Here is a 25871-nt window from a genome sequence, read left to right as displayed (position 1 = left end):
CTGACTAAGGTGAACGCTGTCTTCGAGCCGCCAACAAGAGAACAGACATGAGCCAGACACCCTTCGATATTCAGCGCGCCGCCGTGGTCGGTGCAGGCACCATGGGCCGAGGCATCGTCATGTGCCTGGCCAATGCCGGCGTGACGGTGCAGTGGGTCGACAACAACCCCCAGATGCTCGAGCAGGCGCTGGTTGCCGTGGCCGAGACCTATGCCCATAACGTGCGCCAGGGCCGTATCGACCAGGGCGAGGCCGATGCCCGGATCGGCCGGGTGACGCGGGCGGACGATTACGCGGCGATCCGCGATGTGGACCTGGTGATCGAAGCGGTTTACGAGAACCTCGAACTCAAGCAGAACATCTTTCGCGAGTTGGATGGCCTGCTCAAGCCGGAGGCGATCCTGGCGAGCAACACTTCGGCACTGGACATCGACGCCATCGCCGCCGTGACCCGGCGGCCCGCCCAGGTGTTGGGCCTGCATTTCTTCAGCCCGGCGCACATCATGAAATTGCTGGAAGTCGTTCGCGGCGAACAAACGTCCAAAGCGGTGCTGGATGCGGCGCTGGTGTTGGGCCAGCGCATGGGCAAGGTCAGCGTGGTCTCGGGCAATTGCCATGGATTCATCGGCAACCGCATGCTCCATCCCTATGTGCTGGAAGCTCGCAAGATGCTGCTGGAGGGTGCGTTCCCCCATCAAGTGGACGCGGCCTTGCAGGGCTTCGGTTTCGCCATGGGGCCGTTCCGCATGTACGACGTCGTGGGCATCGACCTGGAGTGGCGCGCCCGCGAGCTGGCGGGACAGGGCCAGGATGCGCCTGAGGTGCAGGTGGACAACCGCTTGTGCGAGCTGGGACGGTTCGGCCAGAAAAGCGGCAACGGCTATTATCACTACGAACCCGGCAGTCGGCAGGCCGAGCAGGATGCTGAAGTCGATGCGCTGGTGCAGAAGGTCAGCGAAGCGTTGGGTTTCCAGCGTCGCGAGATCAGCCCGGAGGAAATTCTCGAGCGTTGCTTGCTGGCGTTGGTCAACGAAGGCGCAAAGATCCTGCAGGAAGGCATTGCCGAGTCGGCCCACGATATCGACCTGGTCTATCTCAACGGTTACGGCTTTCCGGCGGACAAGGGCGGCCCGATGGCCTGGGCGGACAGCCAGGGGCTTGAAGAAATCCACGCGCGCCTGCTGGAGTTCGAAACGAAGCAGGGCGACCAGTGGAAGCCTGCGCGTCTGATCGGCGAACTGGCAGCGCAGGGCAAGGGTTTCGCGCAACGGCAGGTCGCGCCCCAAACCATTTAACCACCACAAAGGACACCTGATGCCGCAACGTAGCGAATACCCGCATCTGCAACCCATCACCACGCGCTGGCACGACAACGATGTGTACGGTCACGTCAACAACGTCACCTACTACAGCTTTTTCGACACGGCGGTGAATACCTACCTGATTGAAGTCGGCGGCCTGGATATCCATGATGGGGAGGTGGTGGGGTTCGTGGTGAGTTCGGCTTGCGATTATTTTGCGTCGATCGCATTCCCGGACCGGATTGAAATCGGCTTGCGGGTCGGGAAACTGGGCAGCAGCTCAGTGCAGTACGAGTTGGCGGTCTTCAAGGCGGGCGAGGAGGAGGCGTGCGCGGCGGGGCGCTTTGTCCACGTGTTCGTGGACCGGGCGTCGAATCGGCCCGTGGCCATTCCGGATCAGCTGCGTGGGGCGTTGGAAAACCTGGTGGTCTGAAACGAAAAATCGCAGCCTGCGGGCGGGCATCCTGGATGCATCGGCGCGGGCTGCGACCTTCTATCGCGGCTACTGAAACTCAGCGATCAGTCGCGATAGTGGTGCCTATGCTTGCGATGCCCGTAGGCATGGCCGCGACCCGGGTGGTCGTCACGGTAGTAACGACGGTCACCACGGCGATTGTCATAACGACGGTCATCGTCGTCGTCCTTGCCCATGTAGTTACCCAGCGCGCCGCCAGCACCACCGCCCGCTGCCGCACCGATCAGGCTGCCGGTGTTGCCGCCTACGCTGCGACCGACCACGTTACCGCCGGCTGCACCCAGCGCGCCGCCGATGGCCGCTTCGCCGCGGCTGTGTTTGTCTGCGCCGACCGCACTACCGCCTGCGCCGCCCAGGGACGCGCCGATAGTGGAGCCGGTGTTGCCGCCCAGGGACTGGCCGACGACCGAACCCAAAACCCCGCCCAATGCGCCGCCAACGCCTGCTTCGGCAGTACCGCCAGCAGAAGCGATGCCGCTGAACAGGCCAAGGGACAACAAGAGAATGGAGGAGAACTTCATAGAGGAGCCTCAAAGGGATGACGGCGCGATCCTGAGGCTGGCTTCGTTGGGTGACAATCGAAATCCGACGAGTAACACGACTGCTGCACAATTCTCTAAGTTATTGTTTTTAGTCCGGAACTTAAGGTCGTTTGGCCGGTCTTTTGCTACTTCGGACAGGCCGTTTTCTTTGGGAAACGGCCTTTTTTGTGGGCGTTGAAAAATATGCCTGGCGAGGGAGCGTGCTCCCTCGCCACAGACGTCATCAGGCCGACTTGGCCAGGATCAAACCACTTTCTCTCGCCGCCTCCAGGCGGATCGCCACGAATTTGGATGTCGGTGTGTGGCTGTCGTCCCCAACACTTTCCAGCGGTACCAGGGGATTGACCTCCGGGTAATAGGCCGCAGCCTGTCCGGCAGGGATGTCAAACGCCAACAGCGTAAAGCCCTTGACCCGACGTTCGCGCCCATCGTCCCATAGCGAGACGATATCGGCTTTCTGCCCCGGCTTGAAGCCCAGGCGAATGATGTCCGCCTCGTTGACGAACAGCACGTCCCGCTGGCCCTTCACGCCGCGATAGCGGTCATCGAGGCCATAGATGGTTGTGTTGTACTGATCGTGGGAGCGCATCGATTGCATGATCAGGTCGGGCAATTGGCCGGTGGCGCGGGTGCGTTCATGCACAAGGTCGTGCGGCAACAGGTTGGCCTTGAAATTGGCCCGGCCCGACGGGGTGTTCCAGCGACGCGAACCGGCGCTGTTGCCCAGGTAGAACCCACCAGGGTTCTTGAGCTTTTCGTTGAAGTCCCTGAAGCCGGGTACGGTGTCGGCGATCAGATCGCGGATGCGGCTGTAATCGGCCACCAGCCAGTTCCAGTCTACCGGGCGGCTGCCTAGCGTCGCGGCGGCGATGCCGGCAATGATCCACGGTTCGGAGCGCATCTGGTTCGACAGCGGCTGCAATTGGCCCTTGGAGGCGTGGACCATGCTGAAGGAGTCCTCGACGGTGACCGCTTGCGCGCCTTCGGTTTGCCGGTCGATGTCGGTACGGCCCAGGCACGGCAGGATCAACGCGTCCTTCCCGTGGGCCAGATGGCTGCGGTTGAGCTTGGTGCTGATTTGCACGGTCAGGTCGCAGTTGGCCAAGGCCTGGAAGGTCCGATGGCTGTCCGGTGTGGCTTGGGCGAAGTTGCCGCCTAGGGCGATGAAGACCTTCGCCTCGCCGCTGGCCATGGCCTGGATCGCCTCGACCACGTTGTGGCCGTATGCGCGCGGCACCTTGAACTGGAAACGCCGCTCCAGCGCGTCGAGGAATGCCACCGGCGGACACTCGTTGATGCCCATGGTCCGGTCGCCCTGCACGTTGCTGTGCCCGCGTACCGGGCACAAGCCCGCGCCGGGCCGACCGATGTTGCCCCGCAGCATCATCAGGTTGGCGATTTCCTGGATGGTCGCCACCGAATGGCGATGCTGGGTGATGCCCATCGCCCAGCACATGATCACGCTCTTGCTTTTGGCGTACATGCGCGCCGCTTGCTCGATTTCCACCAGGGTCAGGCCCGACTGCTCGACGATCTGTTCCCACGAGGTGTCGTCGACCGCGGCCAGGTAATCCAGCACGTTGGCGCTGTGTTCGTTGAGGAACGCGTGGTCGAACACCGCTGGAGCGCTGGCCTTCTGTGCATCACGTTCCCATTGCAGCAGGAACTTCGCCATGCCGCGCAAGATCGCCATGTCGCCACCCAGCGCCGGGCGGAAATAGGCGGTATTGGTGGGCTTGTCGCCATTGGTGAGCATTTCGAACGGGTGCTGTGGATGCTGGAAACGCTCCAGGCCACGTTCCTTGAGCGGGTTGATGCACACCACCTGGGCGCCGCGTTTCACCGCCTCGCGCAGCGGTTCGAGCATTCGTGGATGGTTGGTGCCGGGGTTCTGGCCCCAGACGAAAATCGCGTCGGCGTGCTCGAAGTCGTCGAAGGTCACCGTGCCCTTGCCCACGCCGACACTCTGGGACAGCGCCACGCCGCTGGCTTCGTGGCACATGTTCGAGCAGTCGGGGAAGTTGTTGGTGCCGTAGGCGCGCACGAACAGCTGATACAGGTAGGCCGCTTCGTTGCTGGCCCGGCCCGAGGTGTAGAACTCGGCCTGGTTCGGGCTGGACAGCCCTTGCAGGTGCTGGCCGATCAGGGCAAACGCGGCGTCCCAACTGATCGGTTTGTAGCGATCGGTTTCAGCGTCGTAGCGCATCGGCTCGGTCAGGCGGCCCTGGTATTCGAGCCAGTAATCGCTCTGCTCCAGCAGTGAGGTCACGCTGTGCCTGGCGAAGAACGCTGCATCGACGCGGCGCTTGGTGGCTTCCCAATTCACCGCCTTGGCGCCGTTCTCGCAGAACTTGACCATGCCGCTTTCCGGTGAATCGCCCCAGGCACAGCCTGGGCAGTCGAAGCCACCGTTCTGGTTGGTCTTGAGCATCATCCGAATGTTTTTCAGCGCGTTGTCGCTGGTCAACCAGGCCTGGGCAACGCTGATCAGCGCGCCCCAACCACCGGCCGGGCCCTTGTAGGGCTTGTAGCGCGGTACGGGTGTCTGGTCGGCTTGTTGATGATTGCTCACGCTTGACTCTCCATCGCAGGGCTGTAGACCCGCGGCGCACTTTTTTGCGGCAGGTGGATAAGGTTGAGGTTGTGTTGACGGGCCCACTGCACGGCAAGGCCGGTGGGCGACGACAGGCTGACCAGGGTCTGGATACCGGCACGCAAGACTTTCTGGATCAGTTCGAGGCTGCAACGGCTGGTGACGATTGCCACGCCACCGATGACCGGGATCTGTTGCCGGATCAGCGCGCCAATGAGCTTGTCGAGAGCGTTGTGCCGGCCAATGTCTTCGCGGCCCAGCAGTAACTCGCCCTGGGCGTTCATGAATAATGCCGCATGGACCGCGCCGCAATACTGGCCCAGCGGCTGGAACTGGCTGATGCGTTGCCGCAGGCCATCGAGCCATTGCGCCGCAGGCAATGGCGCGCCGGGCAACGCCCTGAGGTTCGGCAACGCCTGTTCCAGCGCTTCCACACCGCATAACCCGCAACCGCTGGTGCCGGCCAGCTGCCGGCGTTGCTGCTTGAGGTTCCAGAAGGCACGGTTGGCGATAGTCACTTGGGCTGATTGGGCCGAGCCGGCGCCACTAAATTGCAGGTCATAGATGTCCGATGCATCTTCGATGATGCCGCTGCCGAGGCTGAAGCCGACGATGAAGTCTTCAAGGTCCGTGGGGGTGACCAGCATGACCGCCTGGCTGATGCCGTTATAGGCAATCGCCAACGCCACTTCCTCGGCCAGCGCGGCGCTGTCCGATTGGGAGTGGTCCAGATTGCAGTAGTGATAGCTCTGGCTGGCGGCCGGCCCTGGTGTTGCCACCGGGGGGGCCGGACGGACAGGCGGCTTGTCGTTCATGGGCATCACTGAAAGTAGGAATAGTGGTAAGACTAAATGCGGCAATCTGCCACGTCTAATCGCTATTACTGATCTTTCGATAGATGACGTCGATCAAGAGACTGTCATTGATTTCTGATAGAGCGCAAAACAAGCTTCCGCCAGGGCCGAACGTGGCGCACCGCGGCGCATGATCAGCCCCAGTGGAACCAGCGTCTGCGCGCTTTCGATGGGCTGGATACGCAAATCCTGGGTCAGGACGTCCAAACCGCTGTCCAACGGCATTACGGCGCAACACAGCCCGCCGTGCACGGCTTGCAATAACTGATGCACGGCGTCGGTTTGCAACAGCGGTTGAGGCGTGAGGCCGCGGCTGTGGAAGTGGTAGTCGATGGATTGGCGAAAATGCATGCCGCTGGTCAGCATGCCCAAGGGCAGTTCGATCAACGCCTGCCAGCTCAGCGCTTGCTCACCGAAAAAGAAATAACGCTGGTCGTACAGCAGGCCCATGCGGGTCTGGCTGAAGGCCAGGGCCTCGAAACGTTCATTATCCAGCCGCTCCAAGTAGGAAATGCCCAGGTCGATGCGGTTGTTCGCAAGTTGTTCGAGGATCTGTTCAGAGCTCAGGGACGACAATTCGAAACGCAGGTTAGGGTGCTCGCCGTGCAAGCGTTGCATCATCGATAAAGGATCGAAGTCCGACAACGGCACCACGCCCAGGCGCAGCGTCCCTGCCAGGTTGCCGCGACAGGCCGCTGCTTCGGCCAGCAGGCCATCATGGGCCGCCAGCACGGTGCGCGCCCAGGCCAGTACCCGTTCGCCGGGTGCGGTAAACCCTTCAAAACGCTGGCCGCGGTTGACCAGCGGCAGGTCAAGTTCCTCTTCAAGGCTGCGCAAGCGCATCGACAGGGTCGGCTGGGTGATGTGACAACGTGCGGCGGCCTGGCCGAAGTGGCGCGTTTCATCCAGGGCGATGAGAAATTTCAGCTGCTTGATGTCCATCTTCGCTCCATGGGCGCGGGGAGACTCGAATTCTAGCGCTTGCGCGTGGCGGGGTCATTGGTCGGCGGGGAACCGGGTTGGCCCGGCCTGGTCTAGTCTTTTGCGTCTGGACACATCAACCCAAGGAGCGTGCGCCATGAGTATTTTTAGTTTTGTGAAGGAAGCAGGTGAAAAGCTTATCGATCTGCTGACGCCCGGCAATGCCGATGCGAGCGAGCAGTTGAAACAGCACATCAACAAGGTCGGCCTCGGTAATCCGAATGTCCACGCCACTCTTGAGGGCGATAAAGTCATCGTCACCGGTGAAGTGGCAAGTCAGGAAGAGAAGGAAAAGATTCTGTTGGCGGTGGGCAACATCGCCGGTGTCGGCAGTGTTGACGATCAGATCACGGTGACCGGCCCGGTGGCGAAAGCGGCGCGTTTCGTGACCGTGAAAAAAGGCGACACCCTCAGCGCCATCTCCAAGGCTGAGTACGGTGATGCGAACCAGTACAACAAGATTTTCGAAGCCAACAAACCCATGTTGTCGCACCCGGACAAGATCTATCCGGGGCAGGTGTTGCGTATTCCTGAATGACATTTTGCAAGAGGACCGCGTAGCCTTTATCGCGAGCAGGCTCGCTCCCACAAGGGCTGTTGTGTTGTCAATTCTTGTGGGAGCGAGCCTGCTCGCGATGGGGACGACTGGTTTTCAGAGCCCTTCGATCAGATCTCGGTAGTCTCCCAATGCCTTAAACTCCCCCGTGTCCTTCGGCCCCTTTCGGCTGTCCGGTTCGCTGACGGCCAGCAAGTGCGCGACGCCGAAATCCCGGGCGCTGCGCAATACCGGCAAGGTGTCGTCGATAAACAGGCTGCGGGCCGGTTCGAAGTCCAGGTCGGCCTGCAACGCGTCCCAGAATTGCCGGCTTTCCTTGGGAAAACCGTAGTCATGGGAACTGATCAGGCGCTCGAAGTAGGGTGCCAATTCAATGCGTTCCAGTTTCAGGGACAGCGAGTCGCGGTGGGCGTTGGTAATCATCACCACCCGTTTGCCGGCCCGCTGGATTGCGGCCAGGAAGGTATCGGCGTCCGGGCGCAGGGCAATCAGGTGCGCGGTTTCCAGTTTCAATTCGCGCACCGGCAGTTTCAGCTCGGTGCTCCAGAAATCCAGGCAATACCACTGCAACTGGCCGGCGTTGCGTTCGAACAGCGGCTGCAGTTCCAGCTCGGCCATCGCCCGGCTCACGCCGTGCACTTCGGCGTAGCGCTGGGGCAGGTGTTCCATCCAGAAATGGTTGTCGTAATGCAGGTCCAGCAAGGTGCCGTCCATGTCCAGCAGAACCGTATCGATCTCATGCCAGGGCAGCAAGGCCATAAAAACTTCTCCAGCGGTAATCGGATATCCGACACAAACAATCAGAATAGGCCGGGTATAGTAGCCCGCTATCGCCCAGGGAGCCGTTTATGCGCCAGAAACCCACCATACTCGATCGTCGGATCGTCGCCACCAGCCGTCTGTTTTGCGTGGAAGAGCTGAAATTGCGTTTTTCCAACGGTGTGGAACGCACCTACGAGCGTTTGGCGAGCAAGGGGGCGGGTTACGGCGCGGTGATGATCGTGGCGATGCTCGACGCCGACCACGCGGTGTTGGTGGAGGAGTATTGCGGTGGCACCGATGCCTACGAATTGTCCCTGCCCAAGGGTTTGATCGAACCGGGTGAGGACGTACTGGCGGCCGCCGAGCGCGAGCTCAAGGAAGAAGCAGGTTTCGGCGCGCGTCAGCTGGAACACCTGACCGAACTGTCGCTGTCCCCCGGCTACATGAGCCAGAAGATCCAGGTGGTGCTGGCGACCGACCTGTACGAAGAACGGTTGGAGGGCGATGAGCCCGAGCCGATGCGCGTGGACAAGGTCAATCTGCGTGAGCTGTCGACCCTTGCGCAAAACCCCCAATTCACGGAAGGCCGAGCCCTGGCCGCCTTGTACCTGGCCCGTGATCTGCTGGCCCAGCGTGGAGCGTTCTTGTCATGAATTTCCCCCATCCCCTGATGGCCCCCGTGGTTGAGCTGGCGCTCAAGGCTGGTGAGGCGATTTTGCCGTTCTGGCGTGCCAACGTGCAGGTCAACCACAAGGCTGACGAGTCGCCGGTGACCGCCGCCGACATGGCGGCCCACGAGGTGATCGTCGCCGGGCTGGCGGCGCTGGCGCCCGACATTGCGATTCTCTCCGAAGAGGACGCAGACATTGCCCAGGGTGTGCGCGCCGGCTGGGAGCGTTGGTGGTTGGTGGACCCCTTGGATGGCACCAAGGAGTTCATTTCCGGCAGCGAGGAATTCACCGTCAACATTGCCTTGGTGGAACACGGGCGAGTGGTGTTTGGCGTGGTGTCGATGCCCACCAATGGCCGCTTCTACGTCGGCGGTGCCAACCTCGGGGCCTGGCGCGGTGACAAGGGGGGCGAACCATTGCCTGTCGCGGTTCGCAACGAACCGGCGGCGGGCGAAGCCTTCACCGTGGTTGCCAGTCGCCGCCATACCAGCCCGGAGCAGGAGCGGCTGTTGGAGGGCTTGAGCGGCAGCCTGGGTGAGTTGCAACTGACCAGCATCGGCAGCTCGTTGAAATTCTGCCTGGTGGCCGAAGGCGCGGCGGATTGCTATCCACGGCTGGCGCCAACGTCCCAGTGGGACACCGCAGCCGCCCAAGGCGTGCTGGAAGGTGCGGGTGGCGAGGTGCTGGGCTTGAGCGGTGAGCCGTTCTGCTATCCGGCGCGAGCGTCGCTGCTGAATGCGTCGTTCCTGGCGTTGCCGGCGAAGGCTGCGTGGCGGGCAAAACTGCTGGAGCTGGCACGTTCCTGAGTGCCGGGGCGGGTTTCTGTGGGAGCAAAGCTTGCTCGCGAAACAGGCGACTCGATCCTGAAATACCGCATCGCTCCCATCGCGGGCAAGCCTTGCTCCCACAGGGGGGACAGCGGTGTTTCAACGGTGCAACACGTATTGCCCCTCAAACTGTACCGCCGCTTCCTCGCTTCCGGTATTCAGGACCCGCGTCTGCAAGGCCAGGCGCGCCCGTCCGTAACGCCGGTAGGTGGCCAGGAAGCGTTTCCAGGTCTTTTCATCCGGCGCGTCGCACACGACGGTCGCATCACTGGTGACCGGCAGCGGATAGCTGATCTGCCCTTCCTGGATCACGATATGGCCGTCCTCAATGCCCTCTTCGCGCAGGGCCAGGTGCAGCCAGCCCCAGCCGCCGAGCACCGCGCCGCAATACAGGCTGCCGCCGAACATGGTGCTCTTGTGATTGACGTTGGCCTCCAGCGGTAAAAACAGCCGCAGCTGCCGGGCCTGCCAATCGAGCACCTTGAGGCCCATGTCCCGTGTCAGCGGGATGTCGTGGTGCAGGATCGATTCCAGGTAACGACTGTCGCGGTTCATCACGGGGCCTCTTGCGTGAAAGGAGGATGACAATAACTCAATCGGACTCATCGGCGGCGCCGTGGCTGCTGTCGCCGAAGTTCAGCCCGTGCTTGCGCAACTTGTCGTGCAAGGTCTTGCGCGGGATGCCCAGGGCTTCGGCGAGGCTGCGTACCGAGCTGTGGGGACGGGCCAGTTCAGCAGCGATCAGGGTTTTCTCGAAGTTCTCCACCTGTTCGCTCAAACCGCCGCTGACCATTTCCACCGGGGCGCCGGGGCTGCCGTCTGGCGCTTGGTTGTCCAGGGCCAGTTCCAGGCCCAGGGCAAAGCGTTCGGCGGCGTTTTGCAGCTCTCGCACGTTGCCCGGCCAGCTGTGACGCAGCAGCAACGCCCGTTGCGCCGGCTGCAACTCGTGGGGTGGCAGGCCGTGGCGGGTGCTGGCTTCGTTGGCGAAGTGCTGGAACAGCATCAGCGCGTCCTCACCCCGTTCGCGCAGGGGCGGGATGCGCAGCGGCGCGACGTTCAGGCGGTAATACAGGTCGGCACGAAAACGCCCCTGATCGGCGGCCTGGCGCAGGTCTTCCTTGGTCGCGGCGATGACGCGGATGTCCAACGGGATCTGCTGATTGCCGCCCAGCCGCTCCACCATGCGCTCTTGCAACAAACGCAGCAGCTTGACCTGGACGTCCAGGCTCATGCTTTCGATTTCATCGAGAAACAGCGTGCCGCCATTGGCGAACTCGAACTTGCCGATACGGCGTTTCTGCGCGCCGGTGAACGCGCCGGGTTCGTGGCCGAACAGTTCGCTTTCCACCACCGACTCGGCCAGGGCCCCGGCGTTGATCGCCACGAATGGCCCGTTGCGGCGTCCTGAAAGGTCGTGCAAGGCACGGGCGACCACTTCCTTGCCGGCGCCGGTTTCGCCGAGGATCAGCACATCGGCGCGGGTGGCCGCCAGTGCGCCGATCTGCTCGCGCAGGCGCAACATCGGCGTCGATTGGCCGACCAGCCGGGCGCTGAGTTCATGGCGATCACTGAGGGCCAGGCGCAGGCTTCGGTTGTCCAGCACCAGCCGGCGCAAGGCCAGGGCACGGCGCACGCTGTCGAGCAGGTGATCGCTGGCGAAGGGTTTTTCCAGGAAGTCGTAGGCCCCGGCGCGCATTGCCTGCACCGCCAGCGGCACGTCACCGTGACCGGTGATCAGCAGCACCGGCAGCTCCGGGTCCTGGGCGTGCAGCTCGCCCAGCAGTTCGAGGCCGTCCATGCCCGGCATGCGAATGTCGCTGACCACCACGCCGGGCCAGTCACGGGACAATTGCCCGGCCACACCCTTGGCTTCGGCCAGGGGCAGGATTTTCAGGCCGGCCAGGTCGAGGGTCTGGCTCAAGGCCTGACGCAAGTGGGGATCATCGTCGATCAGTACCACCTCAATCCGGTTATCGATGGTCATACACTTCGGTCCTCGGACGGTTGCAGGCTCACCCCGGGCGCGCCGGCGCGCAGTTTGAGGGTGATCAGGGCGCCGCCTTCCTTGTGATTGGCGAACGACAGTTCACCGCCGAAGGCACGCATCAAGGTGTCGCAGATCGCCAGCCCCAGGCCAAGGCCCTGGGTGCGGGTCTTGGTGGTGTAGAAGGGTTCGCCGGCCCGGCCAAGGGCCTCCATGCAAAACCCCGGACCGTTATCGCGGATGTACAGGTTGACGCCAGTATCGGTGGCCTGGGCACTGAGCCAGAGCCTGCGTGGCGGACCTTTCTCGGTCAGGGCGTCGAGGGCGTTGGCCAGCAGGTTGCCGAGGACCTGGCGCAAGCGGGTTTCCCCGGCCTCCACCCACAGCGTGGCGGCCGGCAGGTCGCGGATCAGTTCCACTTCCATGCTGCGCCGACGCTTGGCGAGCAACGCCAGGGCATCGTCCAGCGCCGGCTGCAAGGCCACGCTTTCCGGCGCATGGCGATCGCGGCGGGCGAAGGCGCGCAGGTGGGCGATGATCGACGCCATGCGCCCGGTCAGCTCGCTGATCAGCTTGAGATTGCCTCGGGCATCGTCGGTGCGCTGATGATCGAGCAGGATTTCGGCATTTTCCGCGTAGCTGCGAATCGCCGCCAGCGGTTGGTTGAGTTCATGGCTGATGCTCGCCGACATGGTGCCCAGGGCCGACAGTTTACCGGCCTGTACCAGATCATCCTGGGCCCGGACCAGTTCCTGCTGGGCCTGCTCACGCTCCAGCACTTCCTGTTTCAGCCGTCGGTTCAGGCCTTCCAGGTCGCTGGTGCGTTCGGCCACCCGGCCTTCCAGCTCGTGCCGGGCCTTGGCTTCGAAGGCGATTCGATCCAGGTAGTGGCGCCGGCGCTGCATCATCAAGCCAAGCAACAGCATCAGCACCAGCAACGCCGCGCCGCCGATCGTGAGCACCGTGCGCACCGGGCGGTCGATCAATGTGCGCGGGGCGAGAATGCTCACGCTCCAGCCGGTTTCTTCGATGGCCTGGGTCTGGGTCAGCCAGGCGTTGGCGTCCAGGTTCAGCGGCTTTGGATCACGGGTGGGATAGGGCTGCACGGCGCTGATGGCGTTGCGCTCGTCATCACTGAGGGGGCGCGTCGCGCGGAATCGCCAATCCTGCCGCGAGGTGAGGATGACCACGCCATTGTGATCGGTCACCAGCAGTTGCTCGGGGGTTTTGCCCCACAGGCTTTCGGTGTGGTCCAGGTCGACCTTGACCACCAGCACGCCAATGACTTTCTCGCGGTCGCGCACCGCGGCGGCAAAGAAATAACCGCGCTTGGCCGAGGTGGTGCCCAAGCCGAAGAAACGCCCCAGGCGCCCGGCCATGGCTTCGATGTAGTACGGCCGAAAGGCGAAATTACGCCCGACGAAACTGTCGTGCTTGTCCCAGTTCGAAGCAGCCAGGGTCTTGCCGTTGGCGTCCATCAGGTACATCACTTCGGCGCCGGTCTGGGTGCTGATATTTTTCAGCAGCCGGTTGGCATTGCCTTGGATGACACCGTCGTCCGGGGCCGACAGGGCGGCGCGCAGCGCGGGGAGATCGGCGAGGATCTGCGGCAGCACTTCATAGCGGTGCAGGGTGCCCAACAGGTTGGCGACATAGAGATCGAGGGTCTGGCGGTTCTGCCCGGCCAGTTCGCTGCGGTAATAACGCTCGGCCAGATGCTCCAGCGGCCACAACAATGGCGCCAGGCACAGTGCAAGCAAGGCCAGGCTGCGCCAGCGGGGTCTGCGGGGAAGGGTGGAGTTCATGAGCATCAGGCGCCTGTGGGGACAGGCGCATTATGCCTACGCTTGCCCGGCAAGACACTGTTGCAACGCGCTTCGCCAGTCGGGCTGGCTAACCCCCCACTGTTGGAGCAGACGCGTGCAGTCCAGGCGCGAGTTCAGCGGACGTGGGGCCGGCGTCGGGTAGTCGCTGGACGGAATCGGCTCAATCACCGCGCAAGGTTTGTGTTGCTCGACCAGGTGTTCGCCAATGGCCTGGGCGAAGCCGAACCAGGAGGTCTCGCCTTGCGCCGTCAGGTGATAAGTGCCCCAGGCGCCGCACCGTTCCATCTGCCAGCGTTCGATGAGCCTAGCGGTACTGTCGGCGATGCTGCCGGCCCAGGTGGGCGCGCCGATCTGGTCGGCTACCACGCGCAGATGCGGCTTTTCCTGGAGCAGGCGTTGCATGGTCAGCAGGAAGTTGCGGCCTTCTATGGAGTACACCCAACTGGTGCGCAAGATCAGATGTTGCCCGGCGACCTGGCGAATGGCGTTTTCGCCGGCCAGTTTGCTTTGCCCGTAGATACTCATCGGGTTCGGCGTATCGTCCTCGATGTAGGGCGCCGGTTTGCGACCATCGAAGACGTAATCGGTGGAGTAGTGGATCAGCGGCACGCCGTGCTCAGCGGCGACCTGAGCCAGGATGCCCGCGGCCGTTGCATTGATCGCAAACGCCAGTTCTGGCTCGCTCTCGGCCTGATCGACCGCTGTATGCGCAGCGGCGTTGATGATCAGATCGGGACGCAGGGTGTCGATGGACGGTGGAATGAGATCAGGGCGCGCCAGGTCGAGCTGGCGGCTGCCCAACACCATCAGCTCGCCCATCCCCACCAGGCGCGACTGAAGGGCGCGGGATACCTGGCCGTTCTCGCCGATGATCAGAATGCGCAGGGAAGCATTCATGGGAACAGGTCGGCCTCATGCAGGGTTTTGCCAGCCTGATCCTTGGAGGACAGGATCGGCTCGCGGTCCAGCGCCCAGTCGATGGCCAGGTCGGGGTCGTTCCAGCGGATACAGCGCTCAGCCGAGGGCGCGTAGTAGTCCGTGGTTTTGTAGAGGAAATCCGCTGATTCGCTCAGCACCACAAAACCGTGGGCAAATCCTGGCGGTATCCATAGCTGGCGATGGTCCTGCGCCGACAAGTGGACGCCCACCCACTGGCCGAATGACGGCGAACTGCGGCGAATGTCCACCGCTATGTCCAGGACTCGCCCGGCTGTGACTCGGACGAGTTTGCCCTGGGCCTGTTCGATCTGATAATGCAGGCCCCGCAGCACGCCCTTGGCCGAGCGCGAGTGGTTGTCCTGGACAAACGGCAAGGTGCATCCGGTGGCATCGGCAAACGCCCGGGCATTGAAACTTTCGTAGAAAAAGCCGCGGTCATCACCGAAGACCTTTGGCTCGATGATCAAGACTTCAGGCAACGAGGTAGCGCTAACCTTCATCGGGCTTCTCCGGCGATGCTGAACAGGTATTGTCCATAGCCGGTCTTGCCGAAGTACTTGGCACGCTCAAGGACATGTTCACGGCTGACCCAGCCCTGCTGGTAGGCGATTTCTTCCAGGCACGCGACTTTCAGGCCCTGGCGATGCTCGATGGTCTGCACGTACTGCGAGGCTTCCAGCAGGCTGTCGTGGGTACCGGTGTCCAGCCAGGCGAAGCCGCGGCCGAAACGTTCGACGTGCAGGTCACCGCGTTGCAGGTAGGCGTTGTTGACGTCGGTGATCTCCAGTTCACCACGCTTGGAAGGCTTTACAGCCTTGGCAATCCGGATGACATCATTGTCGTAGAAATACAGGCCCGTCACTGCGTAGCTGGACTTCGGCACGGCCGGTTTTTCTTCAATGGAAATCGCCCGCCCCTCGGGGTCGAAGTCGATCACCCCAAAGCGCTCGGGGTCCTTGACCCAGTAACCGAACACCGTTGCACCACTTTGCCGATTGGCAGCGCTCAGCAATTGTTCGCCGAAATGTTGGCCGTGGAAAATATTGTCGCCCAGGATCAGGCACACCGAGTCGTCGCCAATGAACTGCTCGCCAATCAGAAACGCTTGGGCCAGGCCATCGGGTGAGGGCTGCTCGGCATAACTGAACTGCACGCCGAACTGGCTGCCATCGCCCAGCAGGTTGCGGTATTGCGGCAGATCCTGAGGGGTAGAGATCAGCAGAATGTCCTTGATGCCGGCCAGCATCAGTACCGAAATCGGGTAATAGATCATCGGTTTGTCGTAAACCGGCAATAACTGCTTGGAAACCCCCAGGGTTATCGGGTGCAGACGTGTGCCGGAACCGCCGGCCAGAACAATACCCTTGATCATGTAAGCAATTCCTTGTTGTCGAGCGAGCCCAGGCGCTCGCCTTGATAACTACCGTCCTGGACCCGCCGGCACCATTGCAGGTTATCGAGGTACCACTGCACGGTCTTGCGCAGGCCGGTCTCAAACGTTTCCTGTGGCGCCCAGCCCAATTCCCGTTCGATCTTGCCGGCGTCGATGGCGTAGCGCAGGTCGTGGCCGGGGCGATCCTTGACGAAGGTGATCAGGTCGGCGTAACCCTCGACGCCGGCGGGTTTGCGCGGCGCCAGTTCTTCGAGCAGTGCGCAGATGCTGCGCACGACGTCGATGTTCTTTTGTTCGTTGTGGCCGCCGATGTTGTAGGTCTCCCCGACTGCGCCTTCGCTGACAACCTTGAGCAGCGCCCGTGCATGGTCTTCCACGTACAACCAGTCACGCACCTGCAGGCCGTCGCCATAGACCGGCAACGGTTTGCCCGCCAGCGCATTGAGGATCACCAGCGGAATCAGCTTTTCGGGGAAGTGAAACGGCCCGTAGTTGTTCGAGCAATTGGTCAGCAACACCGGCAAGCCGTAGGTACGCTGCCAGGCGCGTACCAGATGATCGGATGCTGCCTTGCTGGCCGAATAGGGCGAGCTGGGGGCATAGGCGGTGGTTTCGGTGAACAGGTCGTCGACCCCGTGCAGGTCTCCATACACTTCGTCGGTGGAAATGTGGTGGAAGCGAAACGCGCGCTTCTGCGATTCGGGCAGCGACTGCCAATAGGCTCGGCTGGCCTCCAGCAGGCTGTAGGTGCCGACGATGTTGGTCTGGATAAAATCGGCCGGGCCATCGATCGAGCGGTCGACATGGGATTCGGCTGCCAGGTGCATGATGGCGTCGGGTTGGAACCGCGCCAGTACCGCACTGACAGTCGCCTGGTCGACGATATCGGCCTGCACGAATTCGTAGCGGCTGTCGTGATCGACGCTGCTCAGCGATTCGAGATTGCCGGCGTACGTCAGTTTGTCCAGGTTCAGGACCTGATGTTCGGTCTCCAGGATCAAGTGCCGTATTAGAGCTGAGCCGATGAAGCCGGCACCACCCGTGATAAGAATGCGCATCCGGTTTAAACCTTATTTCCGTGAGACGACAAAGCGTAGGAGCATAGCTTGTCGTCAGGGCGGGGGGGGACGCAAGCGCGATATTCGGATAAGCCCGAGGGGGCAGTGGCAACTCGTGGTAAGAGAGGGGTTGCTTATCCCCCGACTCAGTGGCGTGATAGGCATCCGATAAAACCACCACAGGGGTTGTTGTATGCCACTCGCTACGTTGGTTCACCGTGCCAGTTTGCCAAGCCCACAGGTCAGCGCCGAACAGGCGTTGGTGCTGTTGCGCGCAAATTACGGACTCAGCGGTGACCTGCGACCCCTTGGCAGCCAGCAAGACCTCAATTACCGCGTCGACACCGGCCACGGACGGTTCGTGCTCAAGATCTGCCATGGCAGCTACGCTGTCCAGGAGCTTGAGGCCCAGCACGCGGCCCTCAAGCAACTGGCCGAACACAGCGCGGTAAAGGTGCCGCGGGTGATAACCGCCAACGACGGCCAGGACCTGCTGACGCTGGAGGTCGACGGACAAGCGGTGCATGTCCGGCTGCTGGAGTACATCGACGGCCAGTCCCTGACTCAGTTCAAACACCTGGGGCGTGGACTGGTGACCGGGCTGGGGCGTTTGTGCGCGGAAATCGACCTGGCCCTGGCGACATTCGACCACCCTGGCCTGGAACGCACGCTGCAATGGGATGCCCGCCACGCCAATACGCTGATCGAGCATCTGTTGCCGGTGATCCAGGATGATCGGCAGCGCCAGTTGATCGCCGACGTTGCGCAGCAGGCCGAACGGCGTTTGCAGTCGCTCAAGGCCAGCCTGCCGGTGCAGGCGATCCATATGGACATCACCGATGACAACGTGGTCTGGCAGCGTGATGCCCAGCGCGAGTGGCAACTGCAGGGCGTCATCGATTTTGGCGACCTGATCCGTACCTGGCGGATCACCGACCTGTCGGTGACCTGTGCAGCTCTGTTGCACCACGCCGACGGCGATCCGTTCTTCATTTTGCCGGCCATCAAGGCCTATCACGCGGTGAACCCGTTGCAGCGCGAAGAACTGTTGGCGCTGTGGCCGCTGATCGTTGCGCGTGCTGCGGTCCTGGTGCTTAGCGGTGAACAGCAGGTCGCTGTCGATCCGGGTAACCAATACAGCCGCGACAATCTGGGACATGAATGGGAGATTTTCCGAGTCGCCCACTCCGTGCCTTTCGAACTGATGGACGCGGCGATCCTCAGTGCTGTAGGCCAGGGCCTGGCGCCCATCGCCAGCGAAGGCTTCGCGCCACTGATGCCAACCCTGGTGGGGCGCGAGTTCGCGCTGATTGACCTGGGGGTACTGAGCCCGCACTTCGAGGCGGGCAATTGGGAGCAGCCGGGGATCGACCAGCGCCTGCTGGATGAGGCTGCCGCTGTCCATGGGCTGGCTGCCAGCCGTTACGGCCAGTACCGGTTGTCCCGCACCCGGCTGGACAGTGCCGTTGAGCCGGATACGTATCCGTTGCACGTGGCCCTGAGCGTGCCGGATGGAACTGCGCTCGAATCACCGTTCGCCGGGGTCGTGCACAAGGGCGCCAATGGCATGTTGCAGCTGGACAGTGCGCAGTTGAGCGTTCGGCTGTGGGGCGTGACCTCGCCGTTGCATTCCGGGGCGGCCCTGGTGAAGGGGCAGGTGCTGGGCGAGGTAGCGGGACCGTTGCAGGTCCAGTTGTGCCGTGGCGTCGGGTTGAATCCGCCGTTGTTCTGCACGCCCTCCCGGGCTGCGGCCTGGCAGGCGCTTTGCCCCTCGCCGGCGGCGCTGCTGGGGCTGGCTTGCGATGCCGAGCCGGAGATCGATCCCGAGGCGCTGCTGGCTCGTCGAGATGCCAGTTTTGCCCGCTCGCAAAAGCACTATTACGTCGATCCGCCGCGCATCGAGCGCGGCTGGCGCAACCACCTGATCGACATGCAGGGGCGGTCCTACCTGGACATGCTCAACAACGTCGCAGTGCTGGGCCATGGTCATCCACGCATGGCGGCCGTGGCCGCGCGGCAGTGGTCGCTGCTCAACACCAACTCGCGTTTTCACTATGCGGCGATTGCCGAGTTTTCCGAGCGCCTGCTGGCACTTGCACCTTCCAATATGGACCGGGTGTTTCTGGTCAACAGCGGCACCGAGGCCAACGACCTGGCGATTCGCCTGGCCTGGGCCTACAGCGGCGGGCGGGACATGCTCAGCGTGCTGGAGGCTTATCACGGCTGGTCGGTGGCGGCCGATGCAGTGTCGACCTCCATCGCCGACAATCCCCAGGCCTTGAGCAGTCGTCCCGACTGGGTGCATCCGGTGACCGCCCCGAACACCTATCGCGGCGAATTCCGTGGCCTCGACAGCGCCCCGGACTACGTGCGCAGCGTCGAGCACAATCTGGCGAAAATCGCCGAAAGCCAGCGCCAACTGGCCGGTTTCATCTGCGAGCCGGTGTACGGCAACGCCGGTGGGATTGCACTCCCGCCCGGCTACCTGAAGCAGGTATATGCGATGGTTCGCGAGCGCGGTGGGGTCTGCATCGCCGACGAAGTGCAGGTCGGTTACGGGCGCATGGGCGAATTTTTCTGGGGCTTTGAAGAGCAAGGCGTGGTGCCGGACATCATCACCATGGCCAAAGGCATGGGTAATGGCCAACCGCTGGGGGCGGTCATCACCCGCCGGGAAATCGCCGAGGCGCTGGAAGCCGAGGGCTATTTCTTCTCGTCAGCCGGTGGCAGCCCGGTCAGCTGTCAGATCGGCATGGCCGTGCTGGATGTCCTGGAGGAAGAAAAGCTCTGGGAAAACGCCCAAGTGGTCGGCGGCCATTTCAAGGCGCGGCTGCAAGCCTTGATCGACCGCTATCCATTGGTCGGCGCGGTGCATGGCTCGGGGTTCTACCTGGGCGTGGAGTTGATCCGCAACCGCGACACGCTGGAGCCGGCCACTGAAGAAACCACGGCGCTGTGCAACCGCCTGCGAGAGCTGGGGATCTTCATGCAACCAACGGGCGACTACTTGAATATCCTCAAGATCAAACCGCCGATGGTGACCTCGCGCCAGAGCGTGGATTTCTTCGTCGATATGTTGACGAAGGTGTTGGATGAAGGGCTCTGACCAGGTGAACGGCTGACCCCTTATTCCCTGGGGACTTGGTTTTGTGGGAGCCGAGCTTGCTCGCGATAGCGTCAGGTCAGTCGACGCCAATGTCAGCTGAAAAATCGCCATCGCGAGCAAGCTCGGCTCCCACAGAAGCCTGCACTCATCGGGTTTGCCGATATAATTCGAATTTTGTTGGTGTACTTTTTGTCTTTCTTAGTGGTTTTTCGATTTTGTAACTGTTAAAGCCGATTTTTATCGTCTATAAAGTCGCCACTGCCCTCGATGACTCATCGGAGTCCTGATCCATGACAACTTTGCACAGCACGCCCCGCGCGGATGGTTTTCACATGCCTGCCGAGTGGGCAACCCAGACCCAGGTCTGGATGATCTGGCCCGAGCGTCCGGATAACTGGCGTTTGGGCGGTAAGCCTGCGCAGGCCGCTCACGTGGCGGTGGCCAAGGCCATTGCCCGTTTCGAACCGGTGACCGTGGCGGTGTCCGCAGCACAGTACGAAAACGCCCGTGCGCGCCTCGACGTGCCGAATATCCGTTTGGTGGAGATGTCCAGCGACGACGCCTGGGTTCGCGACACCGGCCCGACGTTCGTCATCAACGACAGCGGCGAAGTGCGCGGTGTCGACTGGGATTTCAACGCCTGGGGCGGCTTCGACGGTGGCCTGTATGCGCCGTGGAACCGTGATTCGCAGGTGGCCAGCAAAATCCTCGAGATGGAGCGCAGCCCGCGGTATTGCACCGAAGGGTTTGCCCTCGAAGGCGGTTCGATCCATGTCGATGGCGAAGGTACGCTGATCACCACCGAGGAATGCCTGCTCAACCGCAATCGCAACCCACACTTGGGCCGTGAAGAAATCGAAGCCGTGCTCAGCGCACAGTTGGCGGTGGACAAGATCATCTGGCTGCCCGACGGGCTGTTCAATGATGAAACCGATGGCCATGTGGATAACTTCTGCTGCTACGTGCGCCCTGGCGAAGTGTTGCTCGCCTGGACCGACGACCCGCAAGACCCGAACTACAGCCGCTGCCACGCGGCGATGAACGTGCTGCAAAACAGCACCGACGCCAAGGGGCGCCCGTTTATCGTGCACAAGATGCCGATTCCGGGGCCACTGTATGCCACCGAAGAAGAGTGCGCAGGTGTGGACGCCGTGGAAGGCTCCCAGGAGCGCAACCCGACGGTGCGGCTGGCCGGTTCCTACGTGAACTTCCTGATCGTCAACGGCGGCATCATCGCGCCGAGTTTTGACGATCCGCTGGATGGCCCGGCCAGGGACATCCTGCAGAACCTTTTTCCACAGCACGAAGTGGTCATGGTGCCGGGGCGCGAACTGTTACTGGGGGGTGGGAACATCCACTGCCTTACCCAACAACAGCCCGCGCCGCGGGCAAAATGAGTGGCGATGTAACAGCGCGGTGAGATCCACTGCGCAGGCTCTATGCCGGCGGTTTTGGATCCATCCTGTCAAGCCCGCAGCCCAATTGGGCCGCGGGCTTTTTTGTGCCTGCTCATTGGCGCAACCCATACATTGGCATAGCTCTTGTATCGGAACGCTTGCAGTTCCGGGGAGAGAACTGAGTTGTTTTGTCATAAACCTTGGATAAATTGGCCGCTCATCAACCAGGAGAGGGCGCTGGAATGAATATGACAAGCGAGCGCACATGCCATCCCTTGGCAGTCAATGGTGAGTCGCTTCAAGCGTTGGCGCAGTGGTTGAAGTCCAACGGCACGCGTCAGATCAGAGAACCTGATCCGCGCCGGATGATCGTTGAACGCTACCCGGCCGGGCTTTTCAGCGAGGCGGAGCTGGAAGCGCTGTGGGACGTCATGCAAGGATAGAATTCGAAGGATCGATAAAAAGCGCTGGCCGTAATGGCAGCGCTTTTTTTGTGCGCCGGATTTGAAAACACTACCGATCTCTTGTGCAGACTGTGTGAAAACCCAAAATCACCAGTTCAAATCTCCAGATGCCTCGACTCGCTTGAGGCATCCGATCATTCACACGCGGAAAAACTGGCCTTCTCAGGCCAGCAACTCAAGCATTCTGCGCCCTCCAAGCACATTGAGAGCTCTTTTCAGGTTGTAAGCACTCACCGCCAGCGCCATTTCCGCTCGGGCACCTCTGAGCTGACGTAGTAAGAACCGGCCATTGCCGTAAATCCATTGTTTGAGGTTGCCGAAAGGATGCTCAACGATACTTCTTCGACGCTCCACCATCTCTGGGTGGGCCTGCATTCGCTGTGACATTCGTTCAAACGCTTCCTCATGAGCATGACGTTTAAGAGACCGACGCCGAGCTTTTGTACATTGGGCTTTGAGCGGGCAGTTAGCACAATCGCCGGCTTTCGCGTGATAGATACGCTTTCCTTTGTTGCGTTGAGACAGCGTCAGAAGATGGCCTGCCGGGCACTGGTAACAGTCATTCGCCTGATCATAGGTAAAGTCCTCACGCTTAAAAAATAACGGCTCTTCAACCTGGCTGTTCACTGTCCTGTTAATAGGGCCGTAGGCTGTGATACCCGAGTCGTCACAGGCCTGGAAGTGGCTGGCATTGGAGTACCCCGCGTCAGCGGTCACATTCAGTTCTGGCTGTTCCAGCACGTTCAAAGTTGCCTTGCTCATTGGCTCGAGCTGGCGTCTGTCATCGCTGTCCTGAGTCACCTCGTGATGCACGATCAGGCAATGCTCAGCGTCCACTGCGGTTTGTACGTTGTACGCCACGCACATTCCTTGTGGGGCCTTCATCATCCGCGTCGCTTTCAGTGCTAATGAACTGGGTTATTTCCAACTCGTTCATCAGGGCCTGACAGGTCAGATTATTGGCCCGCTTGGCGGTGAGTTTCTCCAACACTGCTTTGACCGCATTGTGGTCCACCACTTCCCCGGCCTCGTTGCGGTCAGCTTCATCCATATCAGCTAGATATTGGGCAATGCGACGCTCAAGCTTTTCCTGATCGCGCTTGAGGTGTTTGATGCTGATATGGCGCCGGGCAGAAGCGACGGCCTTGAACTTACTGCCGTCAATAGCCACCAGATCGCCCTTGACCAAACCCGCGCTACGGCAGAACTGCACGAAGGCTCGGCAAACTGCGGAAAAGCAGGTCGCATTGTCTCGGCGGAAGTCGGCGATGGTTTTGAAATCGGGCTTGAGACGATTAAGTAGCCACATGACTTCGATGTTGCGCTGGCACTCAGCCTCAAGCCGGCGCGAAGAGCGGATGCGCTGGAAATAGCCGTACAGATAGAGTTTGAGTAAATCGCCGGGATGATAAGGCGGCCGACCGTTGCCCTTGGGGATGGCCTTATCGAACATGAGTTTGACCAGGTCAAGTCGTGCGACATAGGCATCGATCACCCGAACCAAATGGTCCTCAGGAATGAGCTCATCGATTGAAACAGGAAACAAACTGGTCTGATTTCTGGATTCGCCTTGAATGTAAGCCATAAAAACGCCCGCATCGTCCGATGCAGGCATTTTTATGGATTGGCGCTTGGTTGGCTAGGTTTTCACACAGTCTGTGTGGGAGCGGGCTTGCTCGCGAAGGCGGCATTCAATTCGACGTTCGAAGGCTGGCAGACCGCTTTCGCGAGCAAGCCCGCTCCCACAAGTTCGTGTGCATTCAGGCAATATTCGCCCGATCCGCGAAACACACTGAACACCGTTCCGGCATTTTTCCGCAGTGCTTTCAAGACTACCCTGCTGTCATCGAATCCACCCGTGAGCGGAGTTTCCATGCCTACCCTTCATTACCTCTACGACCCGCTGTGCGGCTGGTGCTACGGCGCCAAACCCCTGGTGCAGGCTGCCCAGGCTTTGCTGCCGGTGATCGCCCATGGCGGCGGCATGATGACCGGCGCGAACCGCCAGCAGGTCTCGCCGCAGCTGCGCAATTACGTGATGCCCCACGACCGACGCATCGCCGAATACACCGGACAACCCTTTGGCGAAGCCTATTTCGAGGGCTTGCTACGGGACGGCAGCGCAGTGTTCGATTCCGCCCCGCCGACCGCCGCCATCCTCGCTGCAGAACAGCTCGGTGGCCATGGCCTGGAACTGCTCGGGCGCCTGCAAACCGCGCACTACGTCGAAGGTCGGCGTATTGCCGATGAAAGCGTATTGTTGGAACTGGCCCAATCCATTGGCCTACCGGCCCAAGCGTTCGAGTCGGCCTTGCACGGGGTGGATGTGCAAGGGCATATCAAGGCCAGTCGCACCTTGCTCGCCCAAGTCGGCGGCCAGGGGTTTCCGACCTTTGCCCTGGAGCAGGATGGCCGCTTCACGTTGATCGACATCGGTCCATGGCTAGGCAAGCCCGAAGCCTTCGGCCAATGGTTACAGCAAGCCCTGCCGGTGCAGTCCTCTACTCCGTCGATGGTCTGCGGTCTGGATGGCTGTGCCCGCTGATCGGTTCTTAGACGTTTTTCGCCTTATTACAGACGATTCACGAAATTGACACGCGATTGAGGGCGCGACTAGGATTCGCCCCACGCCTGTGGCTGACAGCCATGACTCTTAAATAATAAAAAGGCCCGACACGATCACTCGTGGGCGGGCCTTTTCATTATTTCAGGAGCAAGAGTCCGAAAAAGAGCGCAAAAGCGCCATTTCGGCTGCCGGTCGCAGTGCGTATCAACCCGTACAAGGAAAATAATCATGTTGAATACGCGCATCGGTCTGATCGCACTGGGGATTTTGAGCACGACACACGCCATGGCCAACGACCAGGCACAGGCCAAGGGGTTCGTTGAAGACAGCAGCCTGAAAGTGCTGCTGCGCAACGCTTACATCAACCGCGACTACAAAGATGGCAACGAAGACAAGGCCGAGTGGGGCCAAGCGGCCATCGGTACGTTCTCGTCCGGTTTCACCCAAGGCACCGTCGGTGTGGGCGTGGACGCGTTTGGCTTGTACGCGTTGCGCCTGGACGGCGGCAAGGGGCGCAGCGGCGCGCAAGGCATCGATTTTTTCAAGCAAGGCGACAGCGGTAACGCCGCCGATGACCTGTCCAAGTTCGGCGCAGCGGTCAAATTCCGTGTCTCCAACACGGTGCTGACCTACGGTGACCAGATGCCGGCCCTGCCGGTGCTGAGCTACGACAACGGGCGCCTGCTGCCGGAAAGCTACACCGGCACGCTGATCACTTCCAAGGAGATCAAGGGCCTGGAACTGAATGCCGGTCGCTTCACCGCCGAATCGCGCAAGAGCGCAGAAGGCCGTGACAGCGGCGGCCTGAAATCGATCAACGTATTGGGCGGCAGCTATCAATTCACCGAGCAGTTCAAGGCGGCGCTCTATGCGTCGGACGTCGAAGACGTATTGAAGAAGCAGTACGTGAATGCCAACTATGTGTTCCCGCTGGCCAAGGATCAGTCCCTGACCCTGGACTTCAACGGTTACCGCACAAAGCTGGACGACAGCTACGTACGTGAAAACAACGTCACTGGCGACGACAACAAGATCTGGAGCCTGGCGGCTACCTTCGCCACCGGCCCGCACAGCTTCACGCTCGCCCACCAGCGCAGCACCGGTGACAGCAATCTTGGTTACGCCTATGGCGGTTACCAGCGCGGACAGAATCGCGTGGGGGACGGTGGTAATACCATCTACCTGGCGAACTCCTACTGGTCCGACTTCAACGCCGAAGACGAGCGCAGCTGGCAGTTGGGCTACGGCCTGGACTTCACCACGTTCGGCGTACCCGGCCTGACGTACAACGTCGCTTATGTGCGTGGCGATAACATCACCACGTCCACCAGTGAAGGCGGCACCGAGCGCGAGATCTTCAACCAGTTCAAGTATGTGGTCCAGAGTGGCCCGGCCAAGGACCTGAGCGTAAGGTTGCGCAGCTCCGTCCTGCGCGTTTCGCAGAAGTCCAGCGAGTACAACGTCAGTGGTAACGAGTTGCGGGTGTTCGTGGATTACCCGATCAACGTTTTCTGATGGCGTGATGAGCGGCTGATTAAAAACCCGAACTCAGGTTCGGGTTTTTTTTATGGTGCGC

Annotated in this window: 23 protein-coding genes and 1 pseudogene; 10 read left to right on the top strand and 14 right to left on the bottom strand. The window is 61.4% G+C overall.

Features of this window, described 5'->3' with window-relative positions; genetic code table 11:
* Positions 1-47: 47 nt before the first annotated feature.
* Both J7E36_RS13115 and J7E36_RS13110 read left to right on the top strand, forming a co-directional pair.
* Positions 48-1295, top strand: coding sequence for a 3-hydroxyacyl-CoA dehydrogenase (locus J7E36_RS13115; RefSeq protein ID WP_215003518.1), 1248 nt, complete (start codon positions 48-50; stop codon positions 1293-1295).
* A gap of 19 nt (positions 1296-1314) precedes the next feature.
* Positions 1315-1734 carry an acyl-CoA thioesterase gene (locus J7E36_RS13110; RefSeq protein WP_215003516.1) on the top strand — a complete coding sequence of 140 codons (420 nt, stop codon included), beginning with the start codon at positions 1315-1317 and terminating at the stop codon, positions 1732-1734.
* A gap of 86 nt (positions 1735-1820) precedes the next feature.
* Here J7E36_RS13110 and J7E36_RS13105 read toward each other — a convergent pair whose 3' ends face one another.
* The 4 genes from J7E36_RS13105 to J7E36_RS13090 form a co-directional block, all read right to left on the bottom strand.
* Positions 1821-2297 (bottom strand): glycine zipper domain-containing protein, encoded by a 477-nt coding sequence (locus J7E36_RS13105; RefSeq protein ID WP_215003514.1) that lies wholly within the window; start codon positions 2295-2297, stop codon positions 1821-1823.
* A 244-nt stretch (positions 2298-2541) separates the two neighbouring features.
* A complete protein-coding gene (locus tag J7E36_RS13100) occupies positions 2542-4890 on the bottom strand; it encodes an FdhF/YdeP family oxidoreductase (RefSeq protein ID WP_215003512.1) in 2349 nt (782 codons plus the stop codon).
* Positions 4887-5726: a formate dehydrogenase accessory sulfurtransferase FdhD gene (gene fdhD / locus J7E36_RS13095; protein ID WP_215003511.1), complete on the bottom strand. Its 840-nt coding sequence runs from the start codon at positions 5724-5726 to the stop codon at positions 4887-4889. The genes J7E36_RS13100 and fdhD overlap by 4 nt, the downstream gene beginning before the upstream one ends.
* Positions 5727-5819: 93 nt before the next feature.
* Complete coding sequence (locus tag J7E36_RS13090; protein ID WP_215003509.1) at positions 5820-6707, bottom strand: LysR family transcriptional regulator; 888 nt, start codon at positions 6705-6707, stop codon at positions 5820-5822.
* A 136-nt stretch (positions 6708-6843) separates the two neighbouring features.
* On the opposite strand from J7E36_RS13090, the gene lysM reads away from it, so the two are divergent.
* Positions 6844-7284 (top strand): peptidoglycan-binding protein LysM, encoded by a 441-nt coding sequence (gene lysM / locus J7E36_RS13085; RefSeq protein WP_215003507.1) that lies wholly within the window; start codon positions 6844-6846, stop codon positions 7282-7284.
* Between the two features lie 114 nt (positions 7285-7398).
* Here the strand turns inward: lysM and yrfG are convergent, their stop codons facing one another.
* Positions 7399-8061, bottom strand: a complete 663-nt coding sequence (gene yrfG / locus J7E36_RS13080) for a GMP/IMP nucleotidase (protein WP_215003505.1) — start codon at positions 8059-8061, stop codon at positions 7399-7401.
* A gap of 89 nt (positions 8062-8150) precedes the next feature.
* On the opposite strand from yrfG, the gene nudE reads away from it, so the two are divergent.
* Positions 8151-8717, top strand: a complete 567-nt coding sequence (gene nudE, locus J7E36_RS13075; protein WP_215003503.1) for an ADP compounds hydrolase NudE — start codon at positions 8151-8153, stop codon at positions 8715-8717.
* Positions 8714-9541 carry a 3'(2'),5'-bisphosphate nucleotidase CysQ gene (gene cysQ / locus J7E36_RS13070; protein ID WP_215003501.1) on the top strand — a complete coding sequence of 276 codons (828 nt, stop codon included), beginning with the start codon at positions 8714-8716 and terminating at the stop codon, positions 9539-9541. The genes nudE and cysQ overlap by 4 nt, the downstream gene beginning before the upstream one ends.
* Positions 9542-9661: 120 nt before the next feature.
* Here cysQ and J7E36_RS13065 read toward each other — a convergent pair whose 3' ends face one another.
* From J7E36_RS13065 to rfbB, 7 genes are read right to left on the bottom strand one after another with little or no spacing between them, the layout of a single operon-like run.
* On the bottom strand, positions 9662-10117 hold the full coding sequence (locus J7E36_RS13065) for a YiiD C-terminal domain-containing protein (protein WP_215003499.1): 456 nt from the start codon (positions 10115-10117) through the stop codon (positions 9662-9664).
* 37 nt (positions 10118-10154) lie between these two features.
* On the bottom strand, positions 10155-11546 hold the full coding sequence (locus J7E36_RS13060) for a sigma-54-dependent transcriptional regulator (protein ID WP_215003497.1): 1392 nt from the start codon (positions 11544-11546) through the stop codon (positions 10155-10157).
* On the bottom strand, positions 11543-13351 hold the full coding sequence (locus tag J7E36_RS13055) for a sensor histidine kinase (protein ID WP_215003495.1): 1809 nt from the start codon (positions 13349-13351) through the stop codon (positions 11543-11545). Before J7E36_RS13055 ends, J7E36_RS13060 begins: the two co-directional genes overlap by 4 nt.
* A gap of 36 nt (positions 13352-13387) precedes the next feature.
* Positions 13388-14269, bottom strand: a complete 882-nt coding sequence (gene rfbD, locus J7E36_RS13050; RefSeq protein ID WP_215003493.1) for a dTDP-4-dehydrorhamnose reductase — start codon at positions 14267-14269, stop codon at positions 13388-13390.
* Positions 14266-14811: a dTDP-4-dehydrorhamnose 3,5-epimerase gene (gene rfbC, locus J7E36_RS13045; RefSeq protein WP_215003492.1), complete on the bottom strand. Its 546-nt coding sequence runs from the start codon at positions 14809-14811 to the stop codon at positions 14266-14268. The genes rfbD and rfbC overlap by 4 nt, the downstream gene beginning before the upstream one ends.
* Positions 14808-15683 carry a glucose-1-phosphate thymidylyltransferase RfbA gene (gene rfbA, locus J7E36_RS13040; RefSeq protein ID WP_215003490.1) on the bottom strand — a complete coding sequence of 292 codons (876 nt, stop codon included), beginning with the start codon at positions 15681-15683 and terminating at the stop codon, positions 14808-14810. Before rfbA ends, rfbC begins: the two co-directional genes overlap by 4 nt.
* Positions 15680-16762, bottom strand: a complete 1083-nt coding sequence (gene rfbB, locus J7E36_RS13035; protein WP_215003488.1) for a dTDP-glucose 4,6-dehydratase — start codon at positions 16760-16762, stop codon at positions 15680-15682. The genes rfbA and rfbB overlap by 4 nt, the downstream gene beginning before the upstream one ends.
* Before the next feature lie 193 nt (positions 16763-16955).
* Here rfbB and J7E36_RS13030 point away from each other — a divergent pair, with 193 nt between their 5' ends.
* The 3 genes from J7E36_RS13030 (at position 16956) to J7E36_RS13020 (ending at position 21708) form a co-directional block, all read left to right on the top strand.
* Positions 16956-19868, top strand: coding sequence for an aminotransferase (locus J7E36_RS13030; RefSeq protein ID WP_215003486.1), 2913 nt, complete (start codon positions 16956-16958; stop codon positions 19866-19868).
* 290 nt (positions 19869-20158) lie between these two features.
* A complete protein-coding gene (gene aguA / locus J7E36_RS13025) occupies positions 20159-21265 on the top strand; it encodes an agmatine deiminase (protein ID WP_215003484.1) in 1107 nt (368 codons plus the stop codon).
* 242 nt (positions 21266-21507) lie between these two features.
* Positions 21508-21708 carry a hypothetical protein gene (locus J7E36_RS13020; protein ID WP_057449186.1) on the top strand — a complete coding sequence of 67 codons (201 nt, stop codon included), beginning with the start codon at positions 21508-21510 and terminating at the stop codon, positions 21706-21708.
* Positions 21709-21891: 183 nt separating this feature from the next.
* On the opposite strand, the pseudogene J7E36_RS13015 reads toward J7E36_RS13020, so the two are convergent.
* Both J7E36_RS13015 and J7E36_RS13010 read right to left on the bottom strand, forming a co-directional pair.
* Positions 21892-23314 (bottom strand): annotated as a pseudogene (locus J7E36_RS13015) (IS1182 family transposase).
* A 62-nt stretch (positions 23315-23376) separates the two neighbouring features.
* On the bottom strand, positions 23377-23604 hold the full coding sequence (locus tag J7E36_RS13010) for a hypothetical protein (RefSeq protein ID WP_215003482.1): 228 nt from the start codon (positions 23602-23604) through the stop codon (positions 23377-23379).
* Here J7E36_RS13010 and J7E36_RS13005 point away from each other — a divergent pair.
* Positions 23603-24274 (top strand): DsbA family protein, encoded by a 672-nt coding sequence (locus tag J7E36_RS13005; protein ID WP_215003480.1) that lies wholly within the window; start codon positions 23603-23605, stop codon positions 24272-24274. The two genes, J7E36_RS13010 and J7E36_RS13005, sit on opposite strands and share 2 nt — an antisense overlap.
* A 249-nt stretch (positions 24275-24523) precedes the next feature.
* Positions 24524-25810, top strand: coding sequence for an OprD family porin (locus J7E36_RS13000; RefSeq protein WP_215003478.1), 1287 nt, complete (start codon positions 24524-24526; stop codon positions 25808-25810).
* Positions 25811-25871: the final 61 nt, after the last annotated feature.

Origin of the sequence: Pseudomonas fluorescens (assembly GCF_018614775.1) — a bacterium.
In the GTDB taxonomy this organism is placed as follows: Bacteria; Pseudomonadota; Gammaproteobacteria; order Pseudomonadales; family Pseudomonadaceae; genus Aquipseudomonas; species Aquipseudomonas fluorescens_BY.
This window is presented reverse-complemented; position numbering and strand designations above follow the sequence as displayed.